The sequence below is a fragment of the Arthrobacter sp. Alg241-R88 genome (genome assembly GCF_900537115.1).
Lineage (GTDB): Bacteria > Actinomycetota > Actinomycetes > Actinomycetales > Micrococcaceae > Arthrobacter.
Window position 1 is genome coordinate 74,299 of the sequence record NZ_UNRG01000003.1, and the last position, 26,082, is coordinate 100,380.

At 64.5% G+C, this 26,082-nt stretch carries 24 protein-coding genes; 17 read left to right on the forward strand and 7 right to left on the reverse strand.

Going from position 1 to position 26,082, the window contains the following annotated elements; all coding sequences use genetic code 11:
- The first annotated feature begins 5 nt into the window (after window positions 1–5).
- Entirely contained in the window at window positions 6–1,076 is a 1,071-nt protein-coding gene (locus tag G6R19_RS08980; protein ID WP_163164226.1) for a YihY/virulence factor BrkB family protein, read from the forward strand.
- Window positions 1,077–1,093: 17 nt separating this feature from the next.
- Here G6R19_RS08980 and G6R19_RS08985 read toward each other — a convergent pair whose 3' ends face one another.
- Both G6R19_RS08985 and G6R19_RS08990 read right to left on the reverse strand, forming a co-directional pair.
- Window positions 1,094–3,205: a hypothetical protein gene (locus G6R19_RS08985; protein ID WP_240341828.1), complete on the reverse strand. Its 2,112-nt coding sequence runs from the start codon at window positions 3,203–3,205 to the stop codon at window positions 1,094–1,096.
- A 244-nt stretch (window positions 3,206–3,449) separates the two neighbouring features.
- On the reverse strand, window positions 3,450–4,382 hold the full coding sequence (locus tag G6R19_RS08990; protein WP_163164227.1) for a glycoside hydrolase family 43 protein: 933 nt from the start codon (window positions 4,380–4,382) through the stop codon (window positions 3,450–3,452).
- 117 nt (window positions 4,383–4,499) lie between these two features.
- Between G6R19_RS08990 and G6R19_RS08995 the strand changes: the two genes are divergently transcribed.
- Entirely contained in the window at window positions 4,500–5,798 is a 1,299-nt protein-coding gene (locus tag G6R19_RS08995; RefSeq protein WP_163164228.1) for a sugar ABC transporter substrate-binding protein, read from the forward strand.
- A gap of 48 nt (window positions 5,799–5,846) precedes the next feature.
- Here the strand turns inward: G6R19_RS08995 and G6R19_RS09000 are convergent, their stop codons facing one another.
- The 5 genes from G6R19_RS09000 to sdhC form a co-directional block, all read right to left on the reverse strand.
- Complete coding sequence (locus G6R19_RS09000) at window positions 5,847–6,623, reverse strand: alpha/beta hydrolase (RefSeq protein WP_163164229.1); 777 nt, start codon at window positions 6,621–6,623, stop codon at window positions 5,847–5,849.
- 166 nt (window positions 6,624–6,789) lie between these two features.
- Window positions 6,790–7,572, reverse strand: coding sequence for a succinate dehydrogenase iron-sulfur subunit (locus tag G6R19_RS09005; RefSeq protein WP_163164230.1), 783 nt, complete (start codon window positions 7,570–7,572; stop codon window positions 6,790–6,792).
- A 1-nt stretch (window position 7,573) separates the two neighbouring features.
- Window positions 7,574–9,373, reverse strand: coding sequence for a succinate dehydrogenase flavoprotein subunit (sdhA, locus tag G6R19_RS09010; RefSeq protein ID WP_163164231.1), 1,800 nt, complete (start codon window positions 9,371–9,373; stop codon window positions 7,574–7,576).
- Between the two features lie 108 nt (window positions 9,374–9,481).
- Window positions 9,482–9,943 carry a succinate dehydrogenase hydrophobic membrane anchor subunit gene (locus G6R19_RS09015; protein ID WP_050055919.1) on the reverse strand — a complete coding sequence of 154 codons (462 nt, stop codon included), beginning with the start codon at window positions 9,941–9,943 and terminating at the stop codon, window positions 9,482–9,484.
- Window positions 9,944–9,946: 3 nt separating this feature from the next.
- Window positions 9,947–10,327 carry a succinate dehydrogenase, cytochrome b556 subunit gene (gene sdhC / locus G6R19_RS09020; protein ID WP_015936418.1) on the reverse strand — a complete coding sequence of 127 codons (381 nt, stop codon included), beginning with the start codon at window positions 10,325–10,327 and terminating at the stop codon, window positions 9,947–9,949.
- Window positions 10,328–10,622: 295 nt separating this feature from the next.
- Between sdhC and G6R19_RS09025 the strand changes: the two genes are divergently transcribed.
- The 15 genes from G6R19_RS09025 (at window position 10,623) to G6R19_RS09095 (ending at window position 26,066) form a co-directional block, all read left to right on the forward strand.
- On the forward strand, window positions 10,623–11,756 hold the full coding sequence (locus G6R19_RS09025; RefSeq protein WP_163164232.1) for a mannose-1-phosphate guanylyltransferase: 1,134 nt from the start codon (window positions 10,623–10,625) through the stop codon (window positions 11,754–11,756).
- Between the two features lie 89 nt (window positions 11,757–11,845).
- Window positions 11,846–13,045, forward strand: a complete 1,200-nt coding sequence (locus G6R19_RS09030; protein ID WP_163164233.1) for an amidohydrolase — start codon at window positions 11,846–11,848, stop codon at window positions 13,043–13,045.
- A 118-nt stretch (window positions 13,046–13,163) separates the two neighbouring features.
- Window positions 13,164–13,598, forward strand: coding sequence for a MarR family transcriptional regulator (locus G6R19_RS09035; protein WP_163164234.1), 435 nt, complete (start codon window positions 13,164–13,166; stop codon window positions 13,596–13,598).
- 50 nt (window positions 13,599–13,648) lie between these two features.
- Window positions 13,649–14,077 (forward strand): organic hydroperoxide resistance protein, encoded by a 429-nt coding sequence (locus G6R19_RS09040; RefSeq protein ID WP_163164235.1) that lies wholly within the window; start codon window positions 13,649–13,651, stop codon window positions 14,075–14,077.
- Complete coding sequence (locus tag G6R19_RS09045) at window positions 14,074–15,102, forward strand: NADP-dependent oxidoreductase (RefSeq protein WP_163164236.1); 1,029 nt, start codon at window positions 14,074–14,076, stop codon at window positions 15,100–15,102. Before G6R19_RS09040 ends, G6R19_RS09045 begins: the two co-directional genes overlap by 4 nt.
- Before the next feature lie 287 nt (window positions 15,103–15,389).
- Window positions 15,390–16,460: a BMP family ABC transporter substrate-binding protein gene (locus G6R19_RS09050; RefSeq protein ID WP_163164639.1), complete on the forward strand. Its 1,071-nt coding sequence runs from the start codon at window positions 15,390–15,392 to the stop codon at window positions 16,458–16,460.
- A gap of 180 nt (window positions 16,461–16,640) precedes the next feature.
- On the forward strand, window positions 16,641–18,221 hold the full coding sequence (locus tag G6R19_RS09055; RefSeq protein ID WP_163164237.1) for an ABC transporter ATP-binding protein: 1,581 nt from the start codon (window positions 16,641–16,643) through the stop codon (window positions 18,219–18,221).
- Entirely contained in the window at window positions 18,214–19,587 is a 1,374-nt protein-coding gene (locus tag G6R19_RS09060; RefSeq protein WP_163164238.1) for an ABC transporter permease, read from the forward strand. Before G6R19_RS09055 ends, G6R19_RS09060 begins: the two co-directional genes overlap by 8 nt.
- Entirely contained in the window at window positions 19,584–20,909 is a 1,326-nt protein-coding gene (locus G6R19_RS09065) for an ABC transporter permease (RefSeq protein WP_163164239.1), read from the forward strand. Before G6R19_RS09060 ends, G6R19_RS09065 begins: the two co-directional genes overlap by 4 nt.
- Window positions 20,896–21,321, forward strand: coding sequence for a cytidine deaminase (locus G6R19_RS09070; protein WP_163164240.1), 426 nt, complete (start codon window positions 20,896–20,898; stop codon window positions 21,319–21,321). Before G6R19_RS09065 ends, G6R19_RS09070 begins: the two co-directional genes overlap by 14 nt.
- Complete coding sequence (locus G6R19_RS09075; protein WP_163164241.1) at window positions 21,318–22,649, forward strand: thymidine phosphorylase; 1,332 nt, start codon at window positions 21,318–21,320, stop codon at window positions 22,647–22,649. The genes G6R19_RS09070 and G6R19_RS09075 overlap by 4 nt, the downstream gene beginning before the upstream one ends.
- Before the next feature lie 6 nt (window positions 22,650–22,655).
- Window positions 22,656–23,285 carry a DedA family protein gene (locus G6R19_RS09080; protein ID WP_163164242.1) on the forward strand — a complete coding sequence of 210 codons (630 nt, stop codon included), beginning with the start codon at window positions 22,656–22,658 and terminating at the stop codon, window positions 23,283–23,285.
- 125 nt (window positions 23,286–23,410) lie between these two features.
- A complete protein-coding gene (locus G6R19_RS09085) occupies window positions 23,411–24,139 on the forward strand; it encodes a DedA family protein (RefSeq protein WP_163164243.1) in 729 nt (242 codons plus the stop codon).
- Between the two features lie 39 nt (window positions 24,140–24,178).
- Complete coding sequence (locus tag G6R19_RS09090) at window positions 24,179–25,315, forward strand: adenosine deaminase (protein WP_163164244.1); 1,137 nt, start codon at window positions 24,179–24,181, stop codon at window positions 25,313–25,315.
- A gap of 133 nt (window positions 25,316–25,448) precedes the next feature.
- Window positions 25,449–26,066, forward strand: a complete 618-nt coding sequence (locus tag G6R19_RS09095; RefSeq protein ID WP_163164640.1) for a MazG nucleotide pyrophosphohydrolase domain-containing protein — start codon at window positions 25,449–25,451, stop codon at window positions 26,064–26,066.
- Window positions 26,067–26,082 lie beyond the last annotated feature (16 nt).

The window sequence follows — 26,082 nt, forward strand, 5'->3', positions numbered from 1 at the left end:
AGCGGATGGAGCTGGGCAAGGCGCGCAGGGCCGGCGGCGGCCCGTTCACCACCCTGATGGCCACGTTCCAGTGGCTCCTCGCCCGCCTGAATGCCTTCCGTCCCATGCGTGCCTTCCGGCACTACACACTCCAGCACGGCCCGCTGATGAGCGCCGGCATCGGCTTCAACATGTTCTTCTCGATTACCGGCCTGCTTACTACAGGCTTCTCAATCGCCGGGCTGGTGCTGCGCGGACAGCCGGCACTCCTGGACACCATCATCGGCAGCGTGGCCCAAAGCGCGCCCGGACTCCTGAAGCTGAACGGCGGTGAAGGGCTCGTCGATCCGCAGGACCTGCTCAACCCGGACGGGCTCGGCCTGACAGCGCTGGTTGGCGCGGTGGTTACGGTCGTCACGTCGCTGGGTTGGATTGCCGGGCTTCGGGACGGGCTGCGCGGCGTTATGGTGCTGCCCCCGCTGGTGGTGAACCCCATCCTTTTGAAGCTGCGCGACGCCGGCACCCTGCTTCTGCTGGGAGTAGCCCTGGTCATCAGCGCCGGCGCCTCCCTGATCTTTGGCACAGCCGCGGGGTGGGTTTCAGACTTCCTGCGGCTCGACGACGCCCTCGCGGGTCCGCTGACCACATCGATCAAGATTGCCGTGCCACTGGTGCTGAGCTGGGTGACCGCAATCATCATGTTCAGGCTGGCCGGCAGCTTGAAGCTGTCCCGCCGGGCCCTGCTCGAAGGCACCATCCTGGCGGCCGTGGGCACCACAGTCCTGCAGATCTTCAGCACCGAGCTGCTGGCCGGGGCCGGCCGCAACCCCATCCTGGCACCCTTTGCCATCATCATCGGCCTGCTGATCTGGTTCAACCTGGTCAGCCAGGTCTACCTCGTCTCGGCAGGATGGGCAGCGGTCCGCGAGGCAGACCTTAAGCACGATTCATCCGGTCACGAGAAGGGCATGTGGGGAGCCCGCCAGGTCCAGCCGGGCAAGGTGCCTGTCCAGCCGGGCAAGGCCCCGGTCCAGAATGACAGCGCAGCTTCGGCTACCGGCCGGCGTCGAGGTATTGGCCGCCCCAGGCAGCGGTAGCCCGCGCCCGCTGGACGCTACGGTGCTGCCACCAGTCCTTCCCACCTCACGGTCCAGTCGGATGGGAAGCCCGGGGCATTCCGGTCCGGTCCGTTGTCCCACCCCGCCGCCATCAGTGCGGCGGCGGCGAGCAGCCCGCCGTTACCGGGCAGGTACAGCGGCAGGGAGTCAGTCTGGCGGTTATGTCCGTTGGGCAGCACCGTGTTCTTCCCGGCGTCGAGCAGGAGCGCGTTGACAGCAGCCTCCGGGTCCTCGAGGCGGGCTGCAGTCATGGCCATGACCGGGTAGTCCCAGCCCCAGGTACTGCCCCAGTCCCAGCCGGCAAGGACATCGGCGAGTGTTGCCCGCATGATGTCCTCGTCGATCAGGTCTGTTTTGGGCACGACGCCGAGGGCGCAGAGCATTGAGGGGTGGTCCGTCCTGATGGTGAACGGTTCCACGTCGATGGCGGCGTAAACACCATCGGTTACGCGTGGCTTTACCAGGCCATCGGCCACGCTCCGCCAGGATTCGACAGGTTCGAGCCCCAACCGTTCCCGCCACCTGGCTGCAGTCCGAAGGGCCCACTGCCAATATGCCAACTCGAAGGTGGGATTGGTGACGGACGCGCGGATGGAGCCATAACTCTCCTGCGCCGGAATCAGGGGTGGACCCAGCTCAAATCCGCGCTCTGTGGGATGCGCGAAGCTGGCCATAAATGCAGCCGACTCGAAGACGATCTCCGCGAACTCCTCGAGCACCGCCCGGCTGGGATTGGAGCGGTATACGAGTTCGGCCAAGTAGATGGGGTGCGGCTGCTGCCAGATCAGGAAGGTTCCGATGGGACTGGGGCTTTCCCTCCCGTCCGGGCCCACCTGCTTCGGCCAGCGCACGCCGTCGAAACCCTGCATCCTGGCGGTCTCCCGCGAGGTCTCCAACACTGTGGAGTACCACCGCAACGACGGCAGCAGGAGGTCCACGCGGTTCCAGAGCGCAAAGTGTGCGGCGTGCCACCAGTGCATTTCGAGGTGGAAGCGGCCACGCCACGAATTGCACACGAGCCCCGTTTCCTGCGGGGGCATGGAGCCCGAACAGTTGACCGCGGTCAGGTACTGCGAGAGAACGATCCGGCGCTCCAGTTCCTTGGCTCGCGGATCGTCCATCGCATCGAGCTCGATTGCCCCGCCCGAGGTCCAGAACCGAGGCCAATACGCCTCCGAGGCGGCGGCCACGCTGCTGCCGGCCTCAAGGCTGTTGCCACGTGAAAGGCCGACGTCGGCCCTGCCTGATGCGGCACTGCCCGGCTTTGCTGCGGGCAGGGTCACCTCCCTGTCGCCTCGCGGGACGCAGTCGCCGTCGCCGGCCGAGATGAAAGCAATACTGCAGTCAAGGACGTCCGGCCGGTCCGGGACGCCGTTGTCGGGCGTTATCCGGAGGTGGTGCTGCCCGGTCTGTTCCACCTTGAGCAGGCGTCCCGTGATCAGCACCTGGTAGCGGGAGTCGTCCAACTCGCGGCGGGCGGTCCAGCAGGTGGACCCGGCATGCTGTTCGGACCCTGTGGGTTCGCCGAGACAGGTGGTGTGGGCGTCCGGGCTATTCCAATCGGCCGCATCGTGCCACGCCTCCGAGCCGTAGGGAAAATCGATGCCGATCACCAAACCCTCACGGAGAGCGGGCGACTCCACGCGAAGGCCGAGCTCGTCGCGGTGGGGATGGCATGCCGTGGTGACAGTGACCGGGTGACCGGCAAGTGTGAAGCGGCTGGTTACTACCCCGGTCCACAGGTCGAGCGTTTGTGCGGTGTCGGTGATATCAGCTTCGGTGAGCGCACGTGCTGTTCCGGCCTCGACCAGCCTGAAGCCGATGCGTCCCAGATCCAGGCGGTGCGGGTTGGCACGCAGCCATGTTTCACCAAGGGAGGTATCGGTTTCACGGTCGTTGATAATGTCGCCCACCATGTCCACATACGGCACCGGCCCGCGCGGCGACTTGTAGAGGACCGTGGAGTCGGCCAGGTCATACTGTTGCGCCGGGAGGGTCGAATGCCACCCCCATTGCGCCTGCGTGCCAAGAAGCGTTCCGGACGGCAGTTCGTCCCTCGAGCCCACCGGGTAAGCGTCCGGCAGCGATTGAAGCCCGGTCAGATCCATGGTGAAGGCGAACTCGCCGTTGCCCACGGACACGGGGCTTCTTGGGTCAAAGGCCAGCTGGCGGACATTGTGGCGCCGGACGAGTTCTTCCCTCTTGATCGTGGCGGCTGGGACGGCGCCGGGGGAAGGGAGAACCGGGGGAGCAGCGGTGGTTTGGCTGTGCACTGGCACGCCCTCCTGAAGGAAGCGACGTAAGAAAGCGTTTTCTGGACGCGTTCAATCCTTGTGGCGGCTCAAGCCCCTGTCAAGCCTTGGGCTGTTCAGGGCCGCTCAATTCGTGTGTCGATGCGAAAACCACTGTGTCCTCGAGTTCCCGGAGGGCATAAAAAGAAGCCCTTTCGTGGGGGCTGGTGTTCGGCTGGTGCAGAGTCAGGAAGAGTCCACCATCCAAGGTGCGGGCGATCATGCCGTGTCCACCATCCGTGCTCCAGAGCGGTTCGGCTTCCTGGGTCCAGGGACCAAGTACTGTCCCGGACGCACTGCGTGCAATTCCCATGGCGTATCCGCGATCGCCGAAGCTTGACCACAGCATGAGCAGCTTGCCGCTGCTCAGCCTGAACACGTAGGGGCCATCGGTGACATAGACGGGGTGGGCCAGGTGCTTTGTCGAGGGAACGTCCAGAGGGTGTGACCACGGGGCTTCCGACGCGTTGAACAGCAACGTTGGAGTTCCCACTGCCGTGCGGAGGTCGGGCGTCAGACGCTGGGCCATGATCGCGCCGTCGTGGATCTGCTTCCATTCATGGCAAAAGACCATCCACGGCACCCCTTCCCCGTCCACGTGGAGCGTCCCGTCCAGGCAATGCCAGTTCGACGGGGTGACAGGGCCGTCGCTCCAGGGCGCGTAGGGCCCCTCCGGGAGGTCGGCTGAAAGTATCTGTGTTCCGCGGAAATGGCTTGGCGCCGTGAAGGTCGCAAACATGAAGTACCGCCCTTGGTATAAGTGCACTTCCGGCGCCCAGTACTGCTCCTGGCTCCAGAAGTGCGGTGGCGGCCGGAAGCTTGGAAGGGGCCCCTCCCAATGGACCAAGTCCGTGCTCCGGTAGCAGTCGAAGCCGGTAGCCGGCCCGGACCAGATGTTCCGGTCTGTGCTGCCGAACAGAAGATACTCCCCGGCATCGGGGAGTGTGAGGACGAAGGGATCCCGGATTTGTATCTCGTTGAGTCGCAGTGCCATGCCGTCCATTCTGTGAAATCCAACGCCGCAGCCGCTGGCTGGAGAGCTCTTGACCCTCGATAAGGGTCTTGATACGTTTCAGGAAACCGTTTTCTTCTACGGAAAGAAGCTTACCCAATGGCGCGTAATGTCCTCAGGAACCTTCGCAAATCCGTCGCGATGCTCTCAGCCGTGGGGCTGCTGAGCCTCACCGCCGCATGTTCCAGCCCGTCCAACCAGGCCCAGGACGGCCCTGTTGAAATTCGATTCTCGTGGTGGGGCAACGAGGGGCGTGCCCAGTTGACCAACAAAGCCATCGCGGAGTTTGAGGCCGCCAACCCCGACATCAAGGTGAAGCCGGAGTACGGCGACATCAGCGGCTATTTTGACAAGCTTGCCACGCAGGTGGCTGCCAACGATGCCCCGGACGTCATCACCATGGGAGGCGCGTATCCGGCGGAATATGCCAACCGCGGGGCATTGTTGGATCTGTCGAAGGTCAGCGGCTCACTGGACTTGTCAAAAATGGACCAGGGAGCGCTCGAGAACGGCCAGGTCCAAGGCACACAATATGGTGTGTCCACCGGCGCCAATGCACTCGCTATTGTCGTGAACCCCGCCGTCTTCAAGGCAGCCGGCGTTGAGCTTCCCGATGACAGCACGTGGAGTTGGGACGATTTCGCGAGAACCGCTGCCGACGTGACGGCCAAGAGCCCCAAAGGAACCTACGGCACGGCAACGGTCCTCACGCACGATTCGCTGGATGCCTTCGCCCGCCAGCAGGGAGAGTCGCTGTACACCGAGGACGGCCAGCTTGGCCTGGGCAAGGAAACGGTGCAGGACTACTTCGACTACTCGCTGAAACTGAGCGAGTCGGGGGCGGCGCCGAATGCTTCCGAGACCGTAGAGAAGCTCAATGTCAGCACTGAGCAGACCCTGATGGGGATGGGCCAGGCGGGCATGATGCTTACGTGGAGCAACTCCTTGTCCGCGCTTAGTAAGGCCTCCGGCGCTGACTTGAAGTTGCTTAAGCTCCCCGGTGAGACGCCCACTCCCGGAATTTGGCTCCAGTCCTCGCAGTTCTACACCATCTCCGCACGCAGCCAGCACACCGAAGCTGCGGCAAAGCTGGTGGACTTCCTGGTGAACAACGAGTCTGCCGCCAAGATCATCCAGAGCGACCGCGGTGTGCCCAGCAACTCCGAAATGCGCACCTCGATCCAGGATCTGCTCACCCCGCAGGGCAAGGTGGAGGCCGAGTACATTGACCAGATCGGCAAGATGGACTTTGCCCCTACCTACATAGGGCCTACCGGATCAACGGCGGTTTCGGAAATCACTGCCCGCATCAACACTGATGTCCTGTTCAAACGGCTTTCACCCGAAAAAGCGGCGGAGCAGTGGATCAGCGAAAGCAAAGCTGCCATCGGCAAGTAAGCGGAAGCCGCAAAGGCGGAACGCCGCCGGCAGCCGCGGCCGGCGGCGTCAGGAAGGGTTCCCGGCGTCGAGGTACTGATCGGCCCAGGCAGCGATGATCCGGGCCGCCCGGGCCGCCTGGCCCTTTCCGGTCAGGAGGTGGTCGCTGCCTTCGAGGGACACGAAGTTCCGGGGATGCCGGGCCGTCTGGAAGATGGTGCTGGCATTCTCGATTCCCACGGTGTTGTCCGTGGGGGAGTGCAGCACCATGAGCGGCTTGTGCAGTTGCTTGATGCAGTCCGTCAGGTCGGCGTTCTCGAGGTCCTCAACAAAATGCTTGCGAATCTCCACCCGTTTCCCGCCGAGGTCCACCTCAGCGGAGCCTTCGCTCAGGATTTTGTCCAGCGCAGCGTCGAAGACATGCGCCACGTGCTTGGGCGAGAAGGGCGCCCCAACGGTAGCAACGGCGTCGAGCTCTGGAATCTCGCGCGCCGCAGCCAGCACCGCGGCGCCGCCGAAGGAATGGCCCACCAGCAGGGAAATCTGTTTGCCCTCGCTGCGCATAAACTCCGCCGCCTTCACCGTGTCCGCCACCTTGTGGCTGAAGGAACCCGCGGACCACTCACCGGCGGAGCCGCCCAGGCCCAGGTTGTCGAACCGGAGCATGCCCACGCCGCTGTCCGCCAGCGCCTTGCACATCCGCGAGGCGGAGGGCGCGTCCTTTCCGAGCGTAAATCCGTGCGAGAAGACGCCCCAACCCTTTATCGGGCCCTCCGGGATGTCGATGATTCCGGAGAGCAGCTCGCCGGTGGAACCTGCAAAGGAGACTTTTTCGGAGCGGGACACGGCGTCCCCTTTCTTTCGTTGCGGATGCCCCATCAGTTGTGGTCCCCAAACCGGAGTTTTGGGGACTGGATCTGATAGCGCAACTGGCGATGCTTAACTGGTGAGACAACGACGGCGCTGTCCCCCCTTGCATGGGGGACAGCGCCGTCGTCCGCTAAATCCTATGTCAGATCTTGCGGGAGAGAATGGCCTGCTTGACCTCTTGGATGGCCTGCGTGACCTGAATGCCACGGGGGCATGCTTCGGAGCAGTTGAAGGTGGTGCGGCAGCGCCACACGCCTTCCTTGTCATTGAGGATCTCCAGGCGCATGTCGCCTGCGTCGTCGCGTGAATCAAAAATGAAACGGTGCGCGTTGACGATTGCTGCCGGACCGAAGTACTGGCCGTCCGTCCAGAACACCGGGCAGGACGAGGTGCAGGCGGCGCAGAGGATGCACTTCGTGGTGTCATCGAAGCGCTCACGGTCCTCAGCGGACTGAAGGCGTTCCCGGGTGGGCTCGTGGCCCTTGTTGATGAGGAACGGCATAACCTCGCGGTAGGACTGGAAGAACGGCTCCATGTCCACGATGAGGTCCTTCTCCACCGGCAAACCCTTGATGGGCTCCACGGTGATGGGCTTGGAAGTGTCCAGGTCCTTCAGGAGCGTCTTGCAGGCGAGGCGGTTGCGGCCGTTGATGCGCATGGCGTCGGAGCCGCAGACGCCGTGGGCGCAGGAGCGGCGGAACGAAAGGCTGCCGTCAGTTTCCCACTTGACCTTGTGCAGGGCGTCCAGGACACGGTCCGTGCCGTACATCGTGAGGTGGAAGTCATCCCAGGTGGCTTCTTCCGAAACCTCCGGGTTGTACCGGCGGACGCGCAGGTGGACATCGAACGTGGGGATTTCGCCGCCCCCGCCGACGCCGGCAGGCAGTTCAATCTTTGAGGCTGGCTCAGCCGTTTCAGCGGTCATCTTAGTACTTCCTCACCATCGGCTCGTAGCGGGTAAAGACAACCGGCTTGGTGGCCAGGCGGATGCCGGCGATTGATTCCGCCGATCCGTCCGCCGGGGCGTGGTCGTCCTTGTACGCCATGGAGTGCTTCATGAATTTCTCGTCGTTGCGTTCCGGGAAGTCTTCGCGGAAGTGTCCGCCGCGGGATTCCTCACGGTGCAGGGCTGCCACGGTCATCACCTTGGCCAGTTCCAGCAGGAAGCCCAGTTCAACGGCCTCGAGCAGGTCAAGGTTGAAGCGCTTGCCCTTGTCCTGGACGTTGATGCGCTTGTAGCGCTCCTCGAAGGAGGCGATATCGCGCAGCACCTGGTTCAGGGTCTCTGCGGTGCGGAACACCTGCATGTTGGCGTCCATGGTGTCCTGCAGTTCCTTGCGGATCACAGCCACCTTTTCATCACCGGTGCCGTTGCGGGCGATGTCCAGCAGTTCGGTGGTGTACGCGATGGGGTTCTCCGGCAGCTCCACGAAGTCGGCCGTCCTGGCGTACTCTGCCGCAGCGATACCGGCGCGCTTGCCGAACACGTTGATGTCCAGCAGTGAGTTGGTGCCCAAACGGTTGGAACCGTGGACGGAGACGCACGCGACCTCGCCGGCTGCGTACAGGCCGGGGACCACCGTGTCGTTGTCCTGGAGGACTTCGGTAGTGATGTTGGTGGGGATGCCGCCCATGGCGTAATGGGCGGTCGGGAACACCGGGACGGGTTCCGTGTAGGGCTCAACACCGAGGTAGGTGCGGGCGAACTCGGTGATGTCCGGGAGCTTGGCATCGATGTGCGCGGGCTCCAGGTGGGTGAGGTCCAGGAGGACGTAGTCCTTGTTCGGGCCGCAGCCGCGGCCTTCGCGGACCTCGTTCGCCATGGAGCGGGCCACGATGTCACGGGGCGCCAGGTCCTTGATGGTGGGGGCGTAGCGCTCCATGAACCGCTCACCCTCCGAGTTGCGCAGGATGGCGCCTTCGCCGCGGGCCGCCTCGGAAAGGAGGATGCCCAGGCCGGCCAGGCCAGTCGGGTGGAACTGGAAGAACTCCATGTCTTCCAAGGGGATGCCGCGGCGGAACGCGATGCCCATGCCATCACCGGTGAGGGTGTGGGCGTTGGAGGTGGTCTTGAAGACCTTGCCGGCGCCGCCGGAGGCGAACACAACCGACTTGGCCTGGAACACGTGGAGCTCGCCAGACGCGAGGTCGTAGGAGACCACGCCGGCAACGCGCTTCTGCTTGTACGGGGTGCCGTCCTCGCGGACCGCATCCTCTTCCACCGTCAGCAGGTCCAGCACGTAGTACTCGTTGTAGAACTCGACATTGTGCTTGACGCAGTTTTGGTACAGGGTCTGCAGGATCATGTGGCCGGTGCGGTCAGCGGCGTAGCATGCACGGCGGACGGGAGCCTTGCCGTGGTCGCGGGTGTGGCCGCCGAACCGGCGCTGGTCAATCCGTCCTTCCGGCGTGCGGTTGAACGGCAGGCCCATCTTCTCCAGGTCCAGCACGGCGTCGATGGCCTCTTTGGCCATTACCTCTGCCGCGTCCTGGTCAACCAGGTAGTCGCCGCCCTTGACGGTGTCGAACGTGTGCCATTCCCAGTTGTCTTCCTCGACGTTGGCAAGGGCTGCACACATGCCACCCTGCGCCGCACCGGTGTGCGAGCGGGTGGGGTAGAGCTTGGTCAGTACTGCTGTGCGGGCGCGTTGACCGGACTCGATCGCGGCGCGCATGCCAGCGCCACCGGCACCGACGATGACGACGTCGTACTTATGGACCTGCATACCAGACGCTCTTTCTCTCAAAATTCGCAATAAAACAACGGGCGGGCGTTGCCCGCTCCGCAAAACAAGGCCCGCGGTTGTACCCGCGGGCCCGGGATGCTGCCGGTGCTAGGCAGGGCAGAATCCGCCAGGCAGGGGAACGCCGTCCACCACGGGGCACGGATCGAAGGTGAAGATCACCAGGGTGCCCAGGACGATGATGACGACGGTGGCCGAGTAGAGGACCGTCTTCAGCCAGCGGCGGGTTGAATCCTTTTCGGCGTAGTCGTTGATGATGGTGCGTACGCCGTTGGTCCCGTGCAGCATGGCCAGCCACAGCATGGTGAGGTCCCAGAACTGCCAGAACGGGTCGGCCCACTTGCCGGCCACGAAGCCGAAGTCGATGGCGTGGATGCCTTCGCCCACCAAGAGGTTCACAAAAAGGTGGCCGAAGATGAGGACCACCAGCACCACGCCGGAGAGCCGCATGAACAGCCAGGCAATCATTTCGAAGTTGCCCCGGCTTCCGCCGGTGCGGCGGTACTGGGGGGCGATGCGCCCGCTGCGCGGGCTCTCAATCGTTGCAGACATGGCTTAGTGACCTCCGAGCGCGAGGGACAGGTGTCGGATGGAGAAAGCGACCATGGTGACCACCCAGAGGCCCAGGACTGCCCAGAGCATCTGGCGCTGGTACTTGGCGCCCTTCTTCCAGAAGTCCACCGCAATGATGCGCAGGCCGTTGAAGGCGTGGAAAACGATGGCGGCAACAAGTCCGGTCTCACCCAGGGCCATCAGGGGGTTCTTGTATGCACCGATCACCGCGGTGTAGGCCTCCGGGGACACCCGTACCAAGGAGGTGTCCAGGACATGGACCAACAAGAAGAAAAAGATCACTACACCGGTAATACGGTGTCCTACCCAGGACCACATGCCTTCACGGCCGCGGTACAAGGTGCCAGCTGGTTTTGTCGGCACTGATAAACCTCCCTGCAACACAGCGGCGCTGGCATGAGATCCACGCGGGGGGAACGCCTGCTGCGAGAGCACTCGTAGCTCAGGCCTAAATCTAGGCTCCGCTAACAGCTTATTCAATTTAGGAACTCCTTGGTGCCCAGCAGTGGCAAGGATTCCGCCGAATAATGAGACAAACACCACAATCTCCTGCCCGCCCGGCTGACTTTGTTGCGGCCGCAGGCCCGGAAGGAGCCCTGAGCAGCGCCCAAGGGGGCGGAAGGGCTCCCCGGCACCGGGTCGGCTAAAGTAGGCCGTGATGAGTACAGACAAAGTGACAAGCCCGGCTTCACCCCTTGACCGCTTCATCGCGGTGATCCCGGCAGGCGGAGTGGGGACCCGCCTATGGCCCCTGTCGCGAGCCGCAGCTCCCAAGTTCCTGCACGATCTCACCGGTTCGGGCAGCACCTTGCTGCGCGCCACCTACGACCGGCTGCACCCGCTCGCCGGAAGCCGCATGTTGGTGGTCACCGGCAAGGCCCACCGTGAAGCGGTGTGCCGGCAGCTTCCCGAACTTCAGGATTCGGACCTTGTCCTGGAGTCCGAGCCCAAGGACTCCGCCGCGGCGATTGGCCTTGCAGCCGCCATCCTCCACGAGCGCGATCCGGACACCATTATGGGTTCCTTTGCCGCCGACCAGGTGATCAGCCCCGACCGCCTTTTCCAGAAAGCTGTCCGCGAGGCGATCCACACAGCCGCCGCAGGCAAGATTGTGACCATCGGCATCAAGCCCACCCACCCGTCCACCGGGTTCGGCTACATCCGCTCCGGGCAGGACCTGCACATCCAAGGCGCCCCCAGTGCCCAGGATGTAGTGGAGTTCGTTGAAAAGCCGAACGAGGAAGTTGCCCAGCAGTACGTGGACAGCGGCAACTACGTCTGGAACGCGGGCATGTTCGTGGCACCCGTCGCACTGCTGCTCAAGCATCTTGAAGCCAACCAGCCCGCGCTGTTCCAGGGCCTGCAGGAAATTGCGCGTGCCTGGGACACCCCCGCCCGCGACGAGGTGACGGCACGGGTGTGGCCCACGCTGCCCAAGATCGCCATCGATTACGCCGTTGCCGAACCTGCGGCCGAAGCCGGGGACGTCGCCGTCGTGCCTGGCTCCTTCCGCTGGGACGACGTCGGCGACTTCGCTTCCGTGGGCCGGCTCAACAGTGCCAGGGAAGTGGACGACGTCACGGTGCTGGGGGAGGGCGCGCGCGTCTTCACGGAGAACTCCAGCGGCGTGGTGGTCACGGACACCAAGCGTGTCATTGCGCTGATCGGAATCCAGGACGTTGTCATCGTTGACACTCCCGATGCGCTGCTGGTAACCACCATGGCCAACTCGCAGCGGGTCAAGGCAGCGGTGGACGCACTGAAGGCCAGCGGGGATACCGACGTTCTCTGAGGCATCGCGCTCTGAGGCATCGCGGTCCCCGGATGTAACGCAGGGACCGCGATGGCCCGGATTCCAGCGACCCTCGCTAGAGTGAAGCAGTGCGCAATTACACTACGGAAGCCGAGCCCACCGCCCTGGTGGCTCCATGGCTTGAGCCGCTCCTGCCGGAACTGATTGATTTCCGCCGGGACCTGCATGCGCATCCGGAACTGTCCTTCAAGGAATTCCGCACTACCGACAAGCTGGCTGACAGGCTGGAAGCTGCAGGCCTCAGCCCGCGCCGGCTTGAGGGCACCGGCCTTACCGTGGATGTGGGGGAGGGTCCCATCGCCACTGCCCTTCGCGGCGATATCGATGCCCTGCCCATCATCGAGGAAACGGGTTTGCCCTTTGCCTCGAAAAATCACGGTGTGACCCACGCGTGCGGCCACGATGTGCACACCACCACCATGCTGGGCATCGCCCTGGTACTGCACCGGATGCACCAGGAGGAGCCGCTCGGCGCCACCGTCCGCATCATTTTCCAGCCCGCCGAGGAAACCATGCCGGGCGGCGCGCACTCGTGCATTGAACAGGGGGTCCTGGACGGGGTTCCCCGGATCCTGGCCCTGCATTGTGACCCGCGCATCGAAGTGGGCAAGATCGGCACGCGCATCGGTGCCATCACCTCGGCTTCCGACACCATCCGGATTGAACTTTCCGGCCGCGGCGGCCACACGTCCCGCCCGCACCTGACCGAGGACCTTGTGTTCGCTTTGGCGCAAATCGCCGTCAACGTTCCCGCCGTACTGTCCCGCCGCGTGGACGTCCGGAGCGGCGTTTCCGTGGTGTGGGGCCAGATTTCGGCCGGCTCCGCCCCCAATGCCATTCCCGGCACCGGTTACATGGCCGGGACAATGCGCTGCCTGGACCGCGAGGCGTGGCACGCCGCCGGTGAACTGCTCGATGAGGTGGTGCACCAGGTGGCTGCCCCCTATGGCGTTGACGTCCGCCTCGAGCACACCAGGGGAGTGCCGCCGGTGGTGAACTCCGAGCACGAAACAGCAATCATCGAAGCATCCGCCCGGGCCGAAATCGGCGAAAGCGCCGTGGTGCTGACCCCGCAGTCCATGGGCGGGGAGGACTTCGCCTGGTTCCTCGCCGAGCTGCCGGGCGCCATGATGCGGCTCGGCACCAAAACGCCCGGGGGCGAGGAATACGACCTCCACCGCGGCGACTACATCCTGGACGAACGGGCCCTGGGCCTTGGCATCCGGGTCCTCACCGCTGCGGCGCTGCGCACCATCCGCGACCTGTAATCCCAAAGGCGCGGACGCCGTCGTGCTTCACGGACGATGTGCTTCACCAAATATGCGGGCTATGGTGAGCTTCCGCCTCTAAATTGTGCACAATTGAATTGTGTCCTATAGTTCTTACATGACTGATGCTCCACGGCTGAACCGCCAGGTGTGCTTTGCCCTCTATTCGGCCTCCCGTGCCGCAACTGCGGTCTACCGGCCGGTCCTTGAAGAACTCGGCCTGACCTATCCCCAGTACCTGGTGATGCTGGTGCTCTGGGAGGACGAGCCGCGCGGGGTGAAGGAGCTGGGAGATGAGCTCGGCCTGGATTCCGGCACGCTCTCACCCCTGCTGAAGCGCCTGGAGTCCCTGGGCCTGGTGGAGCGCCGCCGGTCCGGCGAGGACGAGCGCCGCGTCGCCATCCACCTGACGGCCGCCGGACGGGAACTGAGCAGCAAGGCCGGCGCCCTGCCGAAACGGCTGGCCGAGGCTGCAGGGCTTACCGCCGACGAGCTCGACCAGCTGCACAACACCCTGGCGCGGCTGACGGCCGCCCTCCATAACGCCCGCTGACGGCATCAGTCTGCAATTTTCCAATCCACCTACAGGACGGATACATCCCCGTGAAACCTCTTTACACTGCCGAGGCACTGGCCTCGGGCGAAGGACGCGACGGCAATGCGCGGACCAACGACGGCAAGCTGGACGTGACCCTGTCCAGCCCGGTGGAGCTGGGCGGAAACGGCCAGGGAACCAACCCGGAGCAGCTCTTTGCCGCCGGCTACGCGGCCTGCTTCCACTCCGCGCTCCGTCTCGTTGGCCGCAAAGAGCGTGCAGACCTGACAGACTCGGCCGTGGCTGCCAAGGTTCACCTCGGCCAGCTGGACAACTCCGGTTTCGGCCTTGCCGCAGAACTGGAAATAGCGCTGCCCGCACTGGACCTGGCCACCGCCGAGGCGCTGGTGGCCAAGGCCCACGAGATCTGCCCGTACTCCAACGCGACGCGCGGAAATATCACCGTGGACATCAAGATCATGGAGTTTGCCGCGTGAGCCTCCCTACCCTTCCCGCCACCACCCTCGAAATCCAGCTGGCCTCCCGCCCGGTGGGGCGGCCGTCGCCGGAAAATCTCCGGCTTGCCGAGTCGGCGCTGCCTGAACTTGGCGATAGCCAGATCCTGGTCCGGAACCTTTTTATGTCCGTCGACCCGTATATGCGCGGACGGATGAATGACGTGAAGTCGTACTCCGCTCCGTTTGCCCTGGACAAAGCGCTCGACGGCGGTGCGGTGGGGGAGGTCATCGCGTCCCGGTCCGCAGCACACAAGGAGGGCGACGTCGTGGTGCATTCCCTCGGTTGGCGGGAATACGCGGTGCTGGATGCGGCCGCCGCCACGCCTGCGCGGACCGACCTTGCCCCCGCTTCGGCTTTCCTGGGTGCGCTGGGCATGACCGGCCTGACGGCATACGCCGGACTGCTGAAGGTGGCTGAGTTCGTGCCCGGCGACGCCGTCTTCGTTTCGGGCGCGGCAGGTGCCGTGGGTTCCCTGGTCGGCCAGATTGCCAAGGCCATGGGCGCCTCCCGCGTGATCGGCTCGGCCGGCTCGCCCGCTAAGGTGGCCAGGCTTCTGGAACTGGGCTTTGACGCGGCTTTCGATTACCACGACGGTCCCGTGCGCGAACAGCTGAAGAAGGCTGCCGGTCCGGACGGCATCGATGTCTATTTCGACAATGTGGGCGGCGACCACCTCGAGGCAGCCCTGGCCACCCTGAACGTCGGAGGGCGGGTGGCCATGTGCGGGGCGATCGCACAGTACAACTCCACCGAGCCGACGCCGGCACCGCACAACCTGGTGCTGGCCATTGGCAAACAGCTCACCCTCAGGGGCTTCCTGGTGGGCGGCCAGCGGCAGCACGCGGCCGAGTTCGCCGCCGCAATGGCCGGCTGGCTGGCTGACGGCACCGTCCGCTATGACGAAACCATTGTTGATGGGCTCGAGAACGCCCCGCAGGCCTTTATGGATCTGCTGGACGGAGCCAACACCGGCAAGATGCTGGTCCGCCTCGAGCCCAAGTAACAGCAGGCGGACCAAAGAGGGGTGCCGCGTCACGGCGCGGCACCCCTACTGGTTGGTAACAACTTGTCAACAATCTCCAGGAACAGGTCCCGCTGTGCTATTAGGGCGTGGCGCAGGCCACTAAAGTAGGTGCCATTAGTGCGCTCAGGCGCAGTGCTGCGGACCTCAGTGAAAACAGAATTTCAGTGTAGAAACGGACACTCATTGAATTCGAGCCGCAGCGCCACTCTCTTCATCCTGGAGGAAAATTGAAGTCATCACTGCGTGCACACTTCAAGCGCGGTTCAATGGCCGGCCTGGCTACCGTCAGTGCTTCGGCCCTTCTGTTGACCGCCTGCGGCGCACCCCCCGAAGCCGGAAGCACCTCGTCCGCCGGAGCCACCGACTACACGGGCTGCATCGTTTCCGACTCCGGCGGATTCGACGACCAGTCCTTCAACCAGTCCTCCTATGAGGGACTGAAAAAGGCTGAAACCGATCTGGGCATCAAGGTGAACCAGGTGGAGTCCAAGACCAACAACGACTTCGAGCCCAACCTGCGCGCCATGGTCACCGCAGGATGCGACCTTACTGTCACAGTAGGGTTCCTGCTGCGTGATGCCACCAAGGCACAGGCCGAGGCCAACCCGGACAGCCACTTCGCGATTGTCGACTCCGGCTATGAGACGCCGATCGCCAACGTCAAGCCGATTATCTACGACACGGCGCAGGCGGCGTTCCTCGCCGGCTACCTCGCCGCCGGTACTACCAAGACCGGGACGGTGGCCACCTTCGGCGGGATGAACATCCCCACTGTCACCATCTTCATGGACGGCTATGCCGACGGCGTGAAGTACTACAACGAGCAGAAGGGCAAGGACGTTAAGCTCCTTGGCTGGAATAAGGACGCCCAGGACGGAACCTTCACCGGCGACTTTGAGAAGCAGGACGTCGGCAAACAGGTTACCCAGAACTTCCTGGACCAGGGTGCCGACATCGTGATGCCGGTCGCCGGGCCGGTTGGAAAGGGCGCGGGGGCGGCGCTGAAGGATGCCAAGGCCGCCGGCAAGGACGTCAAGCTGATCTGGGTTGACTCCGACGGTTACCTCACGGCGCCCGACTACAAGGACATCATGCTGTCATCGGTCATGAAGCAGATGGGCGACGCCGTGGAGAACGTCGTCAAGGAGGACAAAGAAGGCAACTTCGACAACACACCGTACGTCGGCACTCTGGCCAACGACGGCGTGCAGCTCGCCCCGTTCCACGACCTCGAATCCCAGGTTCCCGCTGAGCTCAAGAGCGAGCTGGAGCAGATCAAGAAGGACATCGTGGACGGCAAGCTGAAGGTGGAGTCCAAGGCGAGCCCCAAGGCCTGATTCCCGCTTGAAGCGCCACCCCCGGTTGGTCAATGACTGGCCGGGCGGTGGCGCTTTTTGCTGTTGCCTTCCTCTTTCGGGTTACCGCCCGCTCATCCTCCGACTGCACCCACTAGGCTGGTGCTGCAGCCACATATCCCGTCCGGTCGATCACTGGACGCTTCGAGATTGGTCAGAGTTTTGAAACTTGAACTCAGAGGGATCACCAAACGCTTCGGGACCCTGCTAGCCAACGACCATATCGACGTGGTGGTTGAGCCCGGACAAATACATTGCCTCCTGGGCGAAAACGGGGCCGGAAAATCCACCCTGATGAACGTGCTGTACGGCCTGTACGAGCCGTCCGAGGGCGAAATCCTCGTTGATGACAAAGCCGTGTCCTTCCGCGGACCCGGCGATGCGATGGCCGCCGGGATCGGAATGGTGCACCAGCACTTCATGCTGGTTCCCGTCTTTACGGTGGCCGAGAACGTGGCGCTGGGCGCAGAACCCACCAAGGCTGCCGGCTTCCTCAACCTGGAAGAGACGCGCCGCCGGATCAAGGAAATCTCCGATCAATACGGCTTCGACGTCGATCCGGACGCCCTGGTGGAGGACCTGCCGGTGGGCGTCCAGCAGCGCGTCGAAATCATCAAGGCACTGGTCCGCAACGCCAAGGTCCTGATCCTGGACGAGCCCACTGCCGTCCTGACGCCCCAGGAGACTGACGAACTGCTGGACATCATGCGCCAGCTCAAGGCCAGCGGCACGTCCATCGTGTTTATTTCGCACAAGCTGCGGGAAGTAAAGGAAGTCTCGGACACCATCACCGTGATCAGGCGCGGAAAGGTGGTGGGCACGGCGGACCCTGCCGCCCCCACTGCCGAACTCGCCTCCATGATGGTGGGGCGCGCCGTCAGCCTGAACCTGGATAAGGCACCCGCCCAGCCGAAGGAAAAAACCTTCGAAGTCCGGGACCTCACAGTCATCGCTCCCAACGGCCAGCACGTGGTGGACGGACTCAGCTTCGACATTGCCCGCGGCGAGATCCTGGCAGTAGCCGGTGTGCAGGGCAACGGCCAGACCGAGCTCACCGAAGCCATCCTTGGCCTCCAGGACCGGGTCTCCGGCTCCATCAGGCTTGACGGCAAGGAGCTGCTGGGCCGGTCCGTGAAGGAAGTCCTGCACGCCGGCGTCGGATTCGTGCCGGAAGACCGCAAGGTGGACGGGCTGGTGGGCACGTTCTCCGTGGCCGAGAACCTGGTCCTGGACCTCTATGACAAGCCTCCCTTCGCGAAGGGCATCAGCATGAGCCCGGCGAAAATCCTGGAGAACGCCAAGGCCCGCATCGGCGAATTCGACGTGCGGACGCCATCGGCCGTAGCCGCGGCAGGTACGCTGTCCGGCGGCAACCAGCAAAAAGTGGTGATGGCGCGCGAGCTCTCCCGCCCGCTGCGGCTGTTCATCGCCTCCCAGCCCACCCGCGGCGTGGACGTGGGGTCCATCGAGTTCCTGCACCGCCGGATCGTCGCGGAGCGGGACCAGGGCACCCCCGTGATGATCATTTCCACCGAGCTGGACGAGGTCATGGAACTGGCCGACCGGATCGCCGTGCTCTACAAAGGCAAGCTGGTGGGCATCGTTCCGGCCGGCACCAGCCGCGACGTCCTGGGCCTCATGATGGCGGGCATCCCGCCCGAGGAACACGGCCATCCGACGGGGCAGGCGCCCTCCGCTGCCACGGCCTCCACTTCCGACGCCGAAGGAGGCGACCATGTCTGACAAGCATCCCCCCAAGCACGCGGCCGGCGAACACAGCGGCAAAGCGCACGAGGCAACTCCCGCCGCGGAGGAGACGGCCGCCGTCGTATCCGTTGATACTGCCGGCGGCGCCATGGAGCCCTCCGCCGTTCCGGCCACTGCGCAAAGCGGCCAGCTTCCGGGCGGCCCGGACACGCTGCTCCGCAAAATCTTTACCGGGAGCGGCATGGTCTCGGTCCTGGCCGTACTGCTTGCGCTCGTCATCGGCGGCCTCCTGATTGCCAGCACCGACAAACAGGTCGCTACCACATCCACCTACCTCTTTGCCCGTCCCTCTGATTTCCTGTCAGCAGTGTGGAACGCCGCAACGCGCTCTTACATTGCGCTGTTCCAGGGTTCGGTCTTCAACCCCCGGGGCAACAGCGTCGCGGCCCAGTTCGCACCGTTCATGGAAACCCTCACCATTGCCACGCCGCTTATCACGGCCGGCCTCGGCGTAGCATTGGCCTTCCGCGCCGGACTCTTCAACATTGGTGCGCAGGGACAGATCATTGTGGCCGGCATCCTTGCCGCCTGGGTTGGCTTCGCGCTGCACCTGCCGCTGGGGCTGCACCTGCTGCTGGTCCTGGTGGCCGGCATCATCGGCGGCGCTTTCTGGGGCGGACTGGTGGGTCTGCTTAAAGCCCGGACGGGCGCCCACGAAGTCATCCTGACCATCATGTTCAACTACATCGCGCTGTACTTCCTGCGGTACCTGTTGAACACACCGGCCTTCCAGCGGCCGGGGGAGACGAACCCCATTTCGCCCATCCTGGATCCCACCGCCGTGTACCCGCAGATTTTTGGCACCCAGTACCGGCTGCACCTGGGCTTCCTCCTGGCGATTGCAGCCACCGTACTGGTGTGGTGGCTCCTGAACCGCTCCACGGTGGGCTTCGAGTTCCGTGCCGTCGGTGCCAACCCCAAGGCGGCACAGACCGCGGGCATCAACGTTTCCCGCTCCACCGTCCTGGTGATGGCCATTGCAGGCGGACTCGCCGGCATGTCCGGCGTCGCCCAGGTAGCGGGCACAGAGAAAGTGCTCACCGACGGCGTTGCTGCCACCTATGGATTCGACGCGATTACCGTCGCCCTGCTGGGACGTTCGACGCCGTGGGGTACCTTCGCTGCCGGCCTTCTGTTCGGCGCCTTCCGCGCCGGGGCCGTCCAGATGCAGATCCAGACCGGAACCCCCATCGATATCGTTTTGGTGGTCCAGTCCCTGATCGTCCTCTTCATTGCGGCTCCGCCGCTGGTGCGGGCCGTCTTCGGCCTGAACCCCCGCCGCAAGAAGCCTGCCCGCGCGGCCAAGTCCCGCCAGGCAGCCACAACCGGAGGTGCAGCATGAGCACAAAAGTATCGTCGCCCCTCCCCGGAAAGCCGCAGCCGGGTAATACCCCGGCAGGCACCGGCACCGCAGCCGTCTCAGGCAAGCCGGTGACCTGGCGCACGCCGGTCCTGCTCACGGCCTTCGGACTGATCGCCCTGGTCTTCTTCGGGCTGATGGCACCCAACCAGACCGCCAGCTTCGGCATCTCCACCGGCGAGGACTTCTTCCAGCTGCCGGCTTTGGAGGTGAACGCATTCGCCGCGGGCATCGTGTTGTCCGTCCTCCTGTTGGGCCTGGCAGCCTATGCGGTGTACCTGAAATCCCAGAACCGGCCCGCACCGGGCTGGCTGACAGTTAGCTTCATTGTCCTGTTCGTGGCCGCCTTCCTCATCTGGGTGGTGGGCGGTGCCCGCACCCCGAGCATCTCACTGGCCGGGCTTATCGCCGGGTCGGTCACCCTTGCCGTCCCGCTGGTGTTCGGTTCACTCTCGGGCGTCCTGTGTGAGCGGGTGGGCGTGGTCAACATCGCCATTGAGGGCCAGCTCCTCGGTGGCGCATTCACCGCCGCCATCGTTGCCAGCATGACGCAAAACCCCTTTATCGGGCTGCTGGCCGCCGCCGTGGCCGGGGCAGTCGTTTCCATGGTCCTGGCCCTGTTCAGCATCAAGTACCTTGTGAACCAGATCATCGTGGGCGTGGTGCTGAACGTCCTGGTCTCCGGCGTTACCGGCTTCCTGTTCAGCACGGTGATGCAGGCCAACAAGGCGCAGTTCAATTCGCCTCCCGGGCTGGACATCATCGAGATTCCCGTCCTGTCCAGCATCCCGATCATCGGGCCCATCCTTTTCCGCCAGTCGCTGGTGGGATACCTGATGTACGTAGCGGTCCTGGTGGTTTGGGTAGGCCTCTTCAAAACCCGTTGGGGCCTGCGTGTACGCGCTGTCGGTGAACACCCGCAGGCGGCCGACACCCTGGGCATCAACGTCAATGCCACCCGGTTTTGGAACGTCACCCTTGGCGGGGCAGTAGCCGGCATCGGCGGATCGTTCTTCACCCTGGTGGCGATCGACAGCTTCACCAAGGAGATCTCCGGCGGCCGCGGCTTCATCGCGCTGGCTGCCCTGATCTTTGGCCGGTGGAATCCGATCGGTGCCTTCTTTGCTGCCCTGCTGTTCGGGTTCGCTGACAACCTGCAGAGCATCGTGACCATCATCGGCACCCCTGTGCCCAGCCAGTTCATGGCCATGCTGCCCTACCTGGTGACGGTTCTGGCCGTGGCCGGGCTGGTGGGCAGGTCACGAGGGCCGGCAGCCAGCGGCATCCCGTATGTCAAGGGTTGACGGCGTGGCCGGCGAGGGGCACGTGGACTGGTCCGCATTGGAGGCGGCCGCCGTCGAAGCCATGCGAAAGGCTTACGTGCCGTACTCCAAGTTTCCGGTGGGGGCGGCGGCCCTCACCGAGGACGGCCGGATCGTCAGTGGTTGCAACGTGGAGAACGCAAGCTATGGCCTGACCCTCTGCGCCGAATGCGCGCTGGTGGGGAACCTGCACATGACCGGCGGCGGCCTGCTCCGCGCGTTCTACTGCGTGGACGGCGCCGGCAACATCCTGATGCCCTGCGGGCGCTGCCGGCAGTTGCTGTACGAATTCCGTGCCTCCGGCATGGAGCTTATGACCACCCAAGGCATCAAGACCATGGACCAGGTGCTGCCAGACGCCTTTGGTCCCGAACACCTGGAGGGAACGCGATGACAGACACCGCCGCAGCGATCAACGTGGCCGAAGCGTTCGACGCCGTCGATATCATCCGTATTAAGCGGGACAAGGGCACCCTGAGCCCGGAACAGATCGACTGGACCATTGACGCCTACACGCGGGGCGTCATCGCCGACGAGCAGATGGCCGCCCTCAACATGGCCATCCTGCTCAATGGCATGAACCGCAGCGAAATTGCCCGGTGGACGGCCGCAATGATCGCTTCCGGCGAGCGGATGGACTTCTCCAGCCTGCGCCGTCCGGACGGCGGGCTGAAGTACACCTCGGACAAGCACTCCACCGGAGGCGTGGGGGACAAGATCACCCTGCCGCTGGCGCCATTGGTAGCAGTGTTCGGCGTCGCCGTTCCCCAGCTCTCCGGCCGGGGATTGGGCCACACCGGCGGCACGCTGGACAAGCTGGAGGCCATCCCCGGCTGGCGGGCCTCACTCACCAACGAGGAGATGCTGGCCCAGCTCCAGGACGTGGGCGCCGTCATCTGCGCAGCAGGCGCAGGCCTGGCCCCGGCAGACAAGAAGCTGTACGCCCTGCGCGACGTCACCGGCACCGTTGAGGCCATCCCGCTGATTGCCTCGTCCATCATGAGCAAGAAGATTGCCGAGGGCACCGGCTCGCTGGTCCTGGACGTCAAGGTGGGCAGCGGTGCCTTTATGAAGGATGAGGCCAAGGCACGCGAGCTGGCGGAGACCATGGTGGCGCTTGGCAAGGATGCCGGGGTCAACACCGTGGCTCTGCTCACCAATATGAGCACGCCCCTGGGCCTGACGGCCGGCAACGCCATCGAGGTGGAGGAATCCGTCGAGGTGCTGGCGGGCGGCGGCCCTGATGATGTGGTGGAGTTGACGGTCCGGCTCGCCGAGGAAATGCTCGCCGCTGCAGGAGTGCACGACGCCGATCCCGCCGCAGCGCTCAAAGACGGCCGTGCCATGGACGTCTGGAACCGGATGATCGAGGCGCAGGGCGGCGACCCGCGGGCCAAGCTGCCGGTGGCCCGGGAATCCGAGGTGGTCTACGCCCCGGCCGATGGAGTGCTGGTGGAACTCGACGCCCTTGCCGTGGGGGTCGCAGCCTGGCGGCTCGGCGCAGGACGCGCGCGCAAGGAGGACATCGTGCAGGCAGGCGCGGGAGTCCGGATGCATGCCAAGCCCGGTGCCGTGGTCCGGGCGGGAGAGCCCCTGATGACCCTCCTCACGGACACTCCGGAACGGTTCGCCCGGGCAAAGGAAGCATTGGAGAACGCAGCTGTCATAGCCCCCGAGGGATCGCGGCCGGCACAGCGCCTGATCATTGACCGCATAGCATAGGGAGCCATGCAGGCCATCAATGACTTCATCCTCGCGGCAGCCGGACAGCCCTGGGTGCTGTTCCTTGTTTTGGCCTGCTGCATCATTGACGGCTTCTTTCCGCCCGTACCGAGTGAATCAGTGGTGGTGGGCCTCTCCGCAGTGGCTGCCACCGCGGATGTACCCAACCCCTGGCTCCTGATGCTGGTGGCGGCCCTTGGCGCCTTTACCGGCGACAACATCGCGTACCTGATCGGCCGCAGGGTAGGAACCAATAGGTGGTCGTGGATGCGGGGCCCCCGGATGCAAAGCGCCTTCCGGTGGGCAGGCCGGGAGCTGCGCAAGCGCCCGGCCTCGCTCATCCTCGTGGCGCGCTTCGTACCAATCGGAAGAGTAGCTGTGAACCTCACGGCCGGGGTCACGCATTATCCGCACCTGCGCTTCGTGGGGCTGACCGTCCTCTCGGCCAGCCTGTGGGCGGCCTACTCGGTGGGAATCGGGCTGTTCTTTGGCCAGTGGTTTGAAGACAACCACCTCCTGGGCGCCGTCATCGCCATCATCTGTGCAGTGGCCCTCGGGATCGTGGTGGACCTGGTCATCAACCGGGTCCGGCGAAAGGCGCCCATGGTGGAGCGGATGAAGGAACCGGAAGCGTAGTTCAACCGTTGTTCGGGCAGGCAGGGGCGTAGCGTGTTGCGCCGCGGCCGTGGGACACTTAGAACGATTTCCGCTTTGGCTGCGTCACTTTTGGCTGGTGCCATTTTGCATAGGAGCAAGACCGCGTGGAGTTTATTAATGAGGCCGTGCTCCATGCAGCGGGCCAGTGGTGGATCTACCCGGTACTGCTGCTGTTCTTCTTTGTGGACGGCTTCGCCATGGTGGTCCCCAGCGAAACCCTCATCGTAGCCCTTGCGGCGTTCTCCCGGCACGGTGGGGAACCCAATCTTTGGATCCTGGGCATCACCGCCCTGGTCGGTGCCATCGCCGGCGACAACATGGCTTTTATGCTCGGACGCCGGATTGGCCTGAACCGGTGGAAATGGATGCGCCGGCCCAAGGTCCAGAAGGCCTTCGGCTGGGCCCGCTATGAACTCGAGAAGCGCGGAGCGGTGCTGATCTTCACTGCCCGCTACATCCCATGGGGCCGGGTGGCCGTGAACTACGTGGCTGGAAGCACCGGCTTCGGCCACCGCCGCTTTTTCCTGCTGGACGCCTTCGCCTGCATCACGTGGGTGGGGTATTCCATCGGCATCGGACTGCTGGCCAGTTCCTTTCCGTGGCTGCACCACAACCCGCTGCTCAGTGCGGGCATAGCGGTGGTGTTCGCGATTGTGCTCGGCATCCTCATCGACCACCTGCTCCGGTGGTGGCACAAGCACCTTGCCCGCAACGACGCCCAGGACTTGGACGAGTGGCTCGACGGCGGCCCGGACGGCGCACGGGACAGCCAAACCGAAGGCAACGCCGTCCTGGCACCCGCTGCCGCGGACGGCAAGCCTGCCGCCACCTAGCCGCTGGCATTGAACCCCTGCCCACCCTAAGGTGGGAACGTGACTGAGCCTATTGTTGACGCTGCCCCTGCCATCGATTTTGACCTGAAGAACCTCCCAAAGGTTTCACTTCATGACCACCTGGACGGAGGACTCCGTCCGGCCACCATCATCGAACTCGCCGAGGCAGTTGGCCACACCCTTCCTTCCACCGATCCTGTGGCGCTGGGCCAATGGTTCCGCGAGTCGGCGGACTCCGGCTCCCTGGTCCGCTACCTTGAGACGTTCGACCACACCGTCGCCGTGATGCAGACCGCCGAAGGACTCTTCCGCGTCGCGAAGGAATTCGTCGAGGACCTTGCCGACGACGGCGTGGTGTACGGCGAAGTACGGTGGGCCCCCGAGCAGCATCTGCAGAAGGGCCTCACACTGGATGAAGCCGTGGAAGCGGTGCAGGAAGGCCTTGAGGCCGGCGTCGAGGCCGTGGGGGAGACCGGACGGGAAATCCAGGTGGGCCAGCTCATCACGGCCATGCGCCACGCCGACCGCGGCCAGGAGATCGCTGAACTCGCAGTCCGGCACCGCAATAAGGGCGCTGTAGGTTTTGACATCGCCGGCGCCGAAGACGGCTTCCTGCCCTCCCGCTTCAGGGAGGCCTTCACCTACCTGGCCCAGAACAACTTCCCGGCCACCGTTCACGCGGGCGAGGCAGCCGGCCTGGAGAGCATCCAGTCCGCACTGGTGGACGGCCGGGCGCTCCGGCTTGGACATGGCGTCCGGATCGCCGAGGACATCATGGTGGAGTTCGACGACGATGACGAGACCGAGGACACCATCGGACTGGTGACCCTCGGCGACCTCTCCAGCTGGGTCCGCGACCGCGGCATTGCCCTGGAAATCTGCCCGTCCTCAAATCTCCAGACCGGTGCGATCGCGGGGTTCGGCGACGGCATCGAAAGCCACCCGCTGGACATGCTGTACCAGCTCGGCTTCAACGTCACCATCAACACCGACAACCGCCTGATGAGCGGGGTCACCCTGACCGACGAGTTCGACCTCCTCGTGGAAACCTTCGACTACGATCTCGACGACCTGCTGGAGCTGACCCTGAACGCCGCCGAGGCATCCTTCCTGCCGCTGGAGGAGAAGGAAGCCCTGGTGGAGTACATCAACGACGCTTACGCGAACCTTGGCTAACGAGCCGGATGTCGGCAGCTCCCCGGTGGGGGAGCTGCGGAATGGGCCCACAGCAGCAGGGGGCCCCGAGCGAGCTTGCGAGCTGGGGGAGCTGCTGGGGATAGTCGCTTCCCTCCGGGAGCACTGCCCGTGGATGGGGGCGCTCACCCACGCGTCGCTGGTGGAGTACCTCCTCGAAGAGGCCTTTGAGGTTGCCGAAACGATCGAGGCCGGAAGCTCTGGCGGTACCACGGCAGAAGCAGCAGACGCCGAACTCCAGGGCGAGCTGGGCGACGTCCTGCTCCAGGTGGTGCTGCACGCCCGGCTTGCCGAGGAGCGCGGCGCCTTCACGTTCGACGACGTCGCGCGCGGGCTCAGTGCCAAGATGGTCCGCCGGAACCCCCATGTGTTCCGCCCGGACGGCTCCCTGCAGGACAGCTTTCCGGCCACCATTGATGAGATCGTCCAGAAGTGGGACGCCGTGAAGCGCGCCGAGCGGCCGGAGCGGCGGGATCCGTTTGAAGGGATCCCGCTGGCCCTCCCGGCGCTGGCACGGGCTCAAAAATCCATCGACCGCGTGGCCAGGGCAGGGCTTCCGCAAGCTCAACCACCGGCGGATGTTGGCCCCTTCACGTCGGAAGAAGAACTCGGCGAGCTGCTGTTCGCCGTCGTGCATTCCGCCCGGGCCAGCGGGTTCGACGCCGAGCGTGCCCTGCGCGGCGCGGTCCGGACCTACCAGCAGCGTGTCCCCGAGCAGCACCACCAGAGATAACCGCACCATCATGACG

Excerpts from the sequence above, each read along its gene's own strand:
- G6R19_RS08980 (WP_163164226.1), top strand. The coding sequence starts at position 6 with ATGGAGCTGGGCAAGGCGCGCAGGGCCGGCGGCGGCCCGTTCACCACC.
- G6R19_RS08985 (WP_240341828.1), bottom strand. The coding sequence starts at position 3,205 with ATGGATCTGACCGGGCTTCAATCGCTGCCGGACGCTTACCCGGTGGGC.
- G6R19_RS08990 (WP_163164227.1), bottom strand. The coding sequence starts at position 4,382 with ATGGCACTGCGACTCAACGAGATACAAATCCGGGATCCCTTCGTCCTC.
- G6R19_RS08995 (WP_163164228.1), top strand. The coding sequence starts at position 4,500 with ATGGCGCGTAATGTCCTCAGGAACCTTCGCAAATCCGTCGCGATGCTC.
- G6R19_RS09005 (WP_163164230.1), bottom strand. The coding sequence starts at position 7,572 with ATGACCGCTGAAACGGCTGAGCCAGCCTCAAAGATTGAACTGCCTGCC.
- sdhA (WP_163164231.1), bottom strand. The coding sequence starts at position 9,373 with ATGCAGGTCCATAAGTACGACGTCGTCATCGTCGGTGCCGGTGGCGCT.
- G6R19_RS09015 (WP_050055919.1), bottom strand. The coding sequence starts at position 9,943 with ATGTCTGCAACGATTGAGAGCCCGCGCAGCGGGCGCATCGCCCCCCAG.
- G6R19_RS09025 (WP_163164232.1), top strand. The coding sequence starts at position 10,623 with ATGAGTACAGACAAAGTGACAAGCCCGGCTTCACCCCTTGACCGCTTC.
- G6R19_RS09035 (WP_163164234.1), top strand. The coding sequence starts at position 13,164 with ATGACTGATGCTCCACGGCTGAACCGCCAGGTGTGCTTTGCCCTCTAT.
- G6R19_RS09050 (WP_163164639.1), top strand. The coding sequence starts at position 15,390 with ATGGCCGGCCTGGCTACCGTCAGTGCTTCGGCCCTTCTGTTGACCGCC.
- G6R19_RS09060 (WP_163164238.1), top strand. The coding sequence starts at position 18,214 with ATGTCTGACAAGCATCCCCCCAAGCACGCGGCCGGCGAACACAGCGGC.
- G6R19_RS09065 (WP_163164239.1), top strand. The coding sequence starts at position 19,584 with ATGAGCACAAAAGTATCGTCGCCCCTCCCCGGAAAGCCGCAGCCGGGT.
- G6R19_RS09070 (WP_163164240.1), top strand. The coding sequence starts at position 20,896 with ATGTCAAGGGTTGACGGCGTGGCCGGCGAGGGGCACGTGGACTGGTCC.
- G6R19_RS09075 (WP_163164241.1), top strand. The coding sequence starts at position 21,318 with ATGACAGACACCGCCGCAGCGATCAACGTGGCCGAAGCGTTCGACGCC.
- G6R19_RS09080 (WP_163164242.1), top strand. The coding sequence starts at position 22,656 with ATGCAGGCCATCAATGACTTCATCCTCGCGGCAGCCGGACAGCCCTGG.
- G6R19_RS09095 (WP_163164640.1), top strand. The coding sequence starts at position 25,449 with ATGGGGGCGCTCACCCACGCGTCGCTGGTGGAGTACCTCCTCGAAGAG.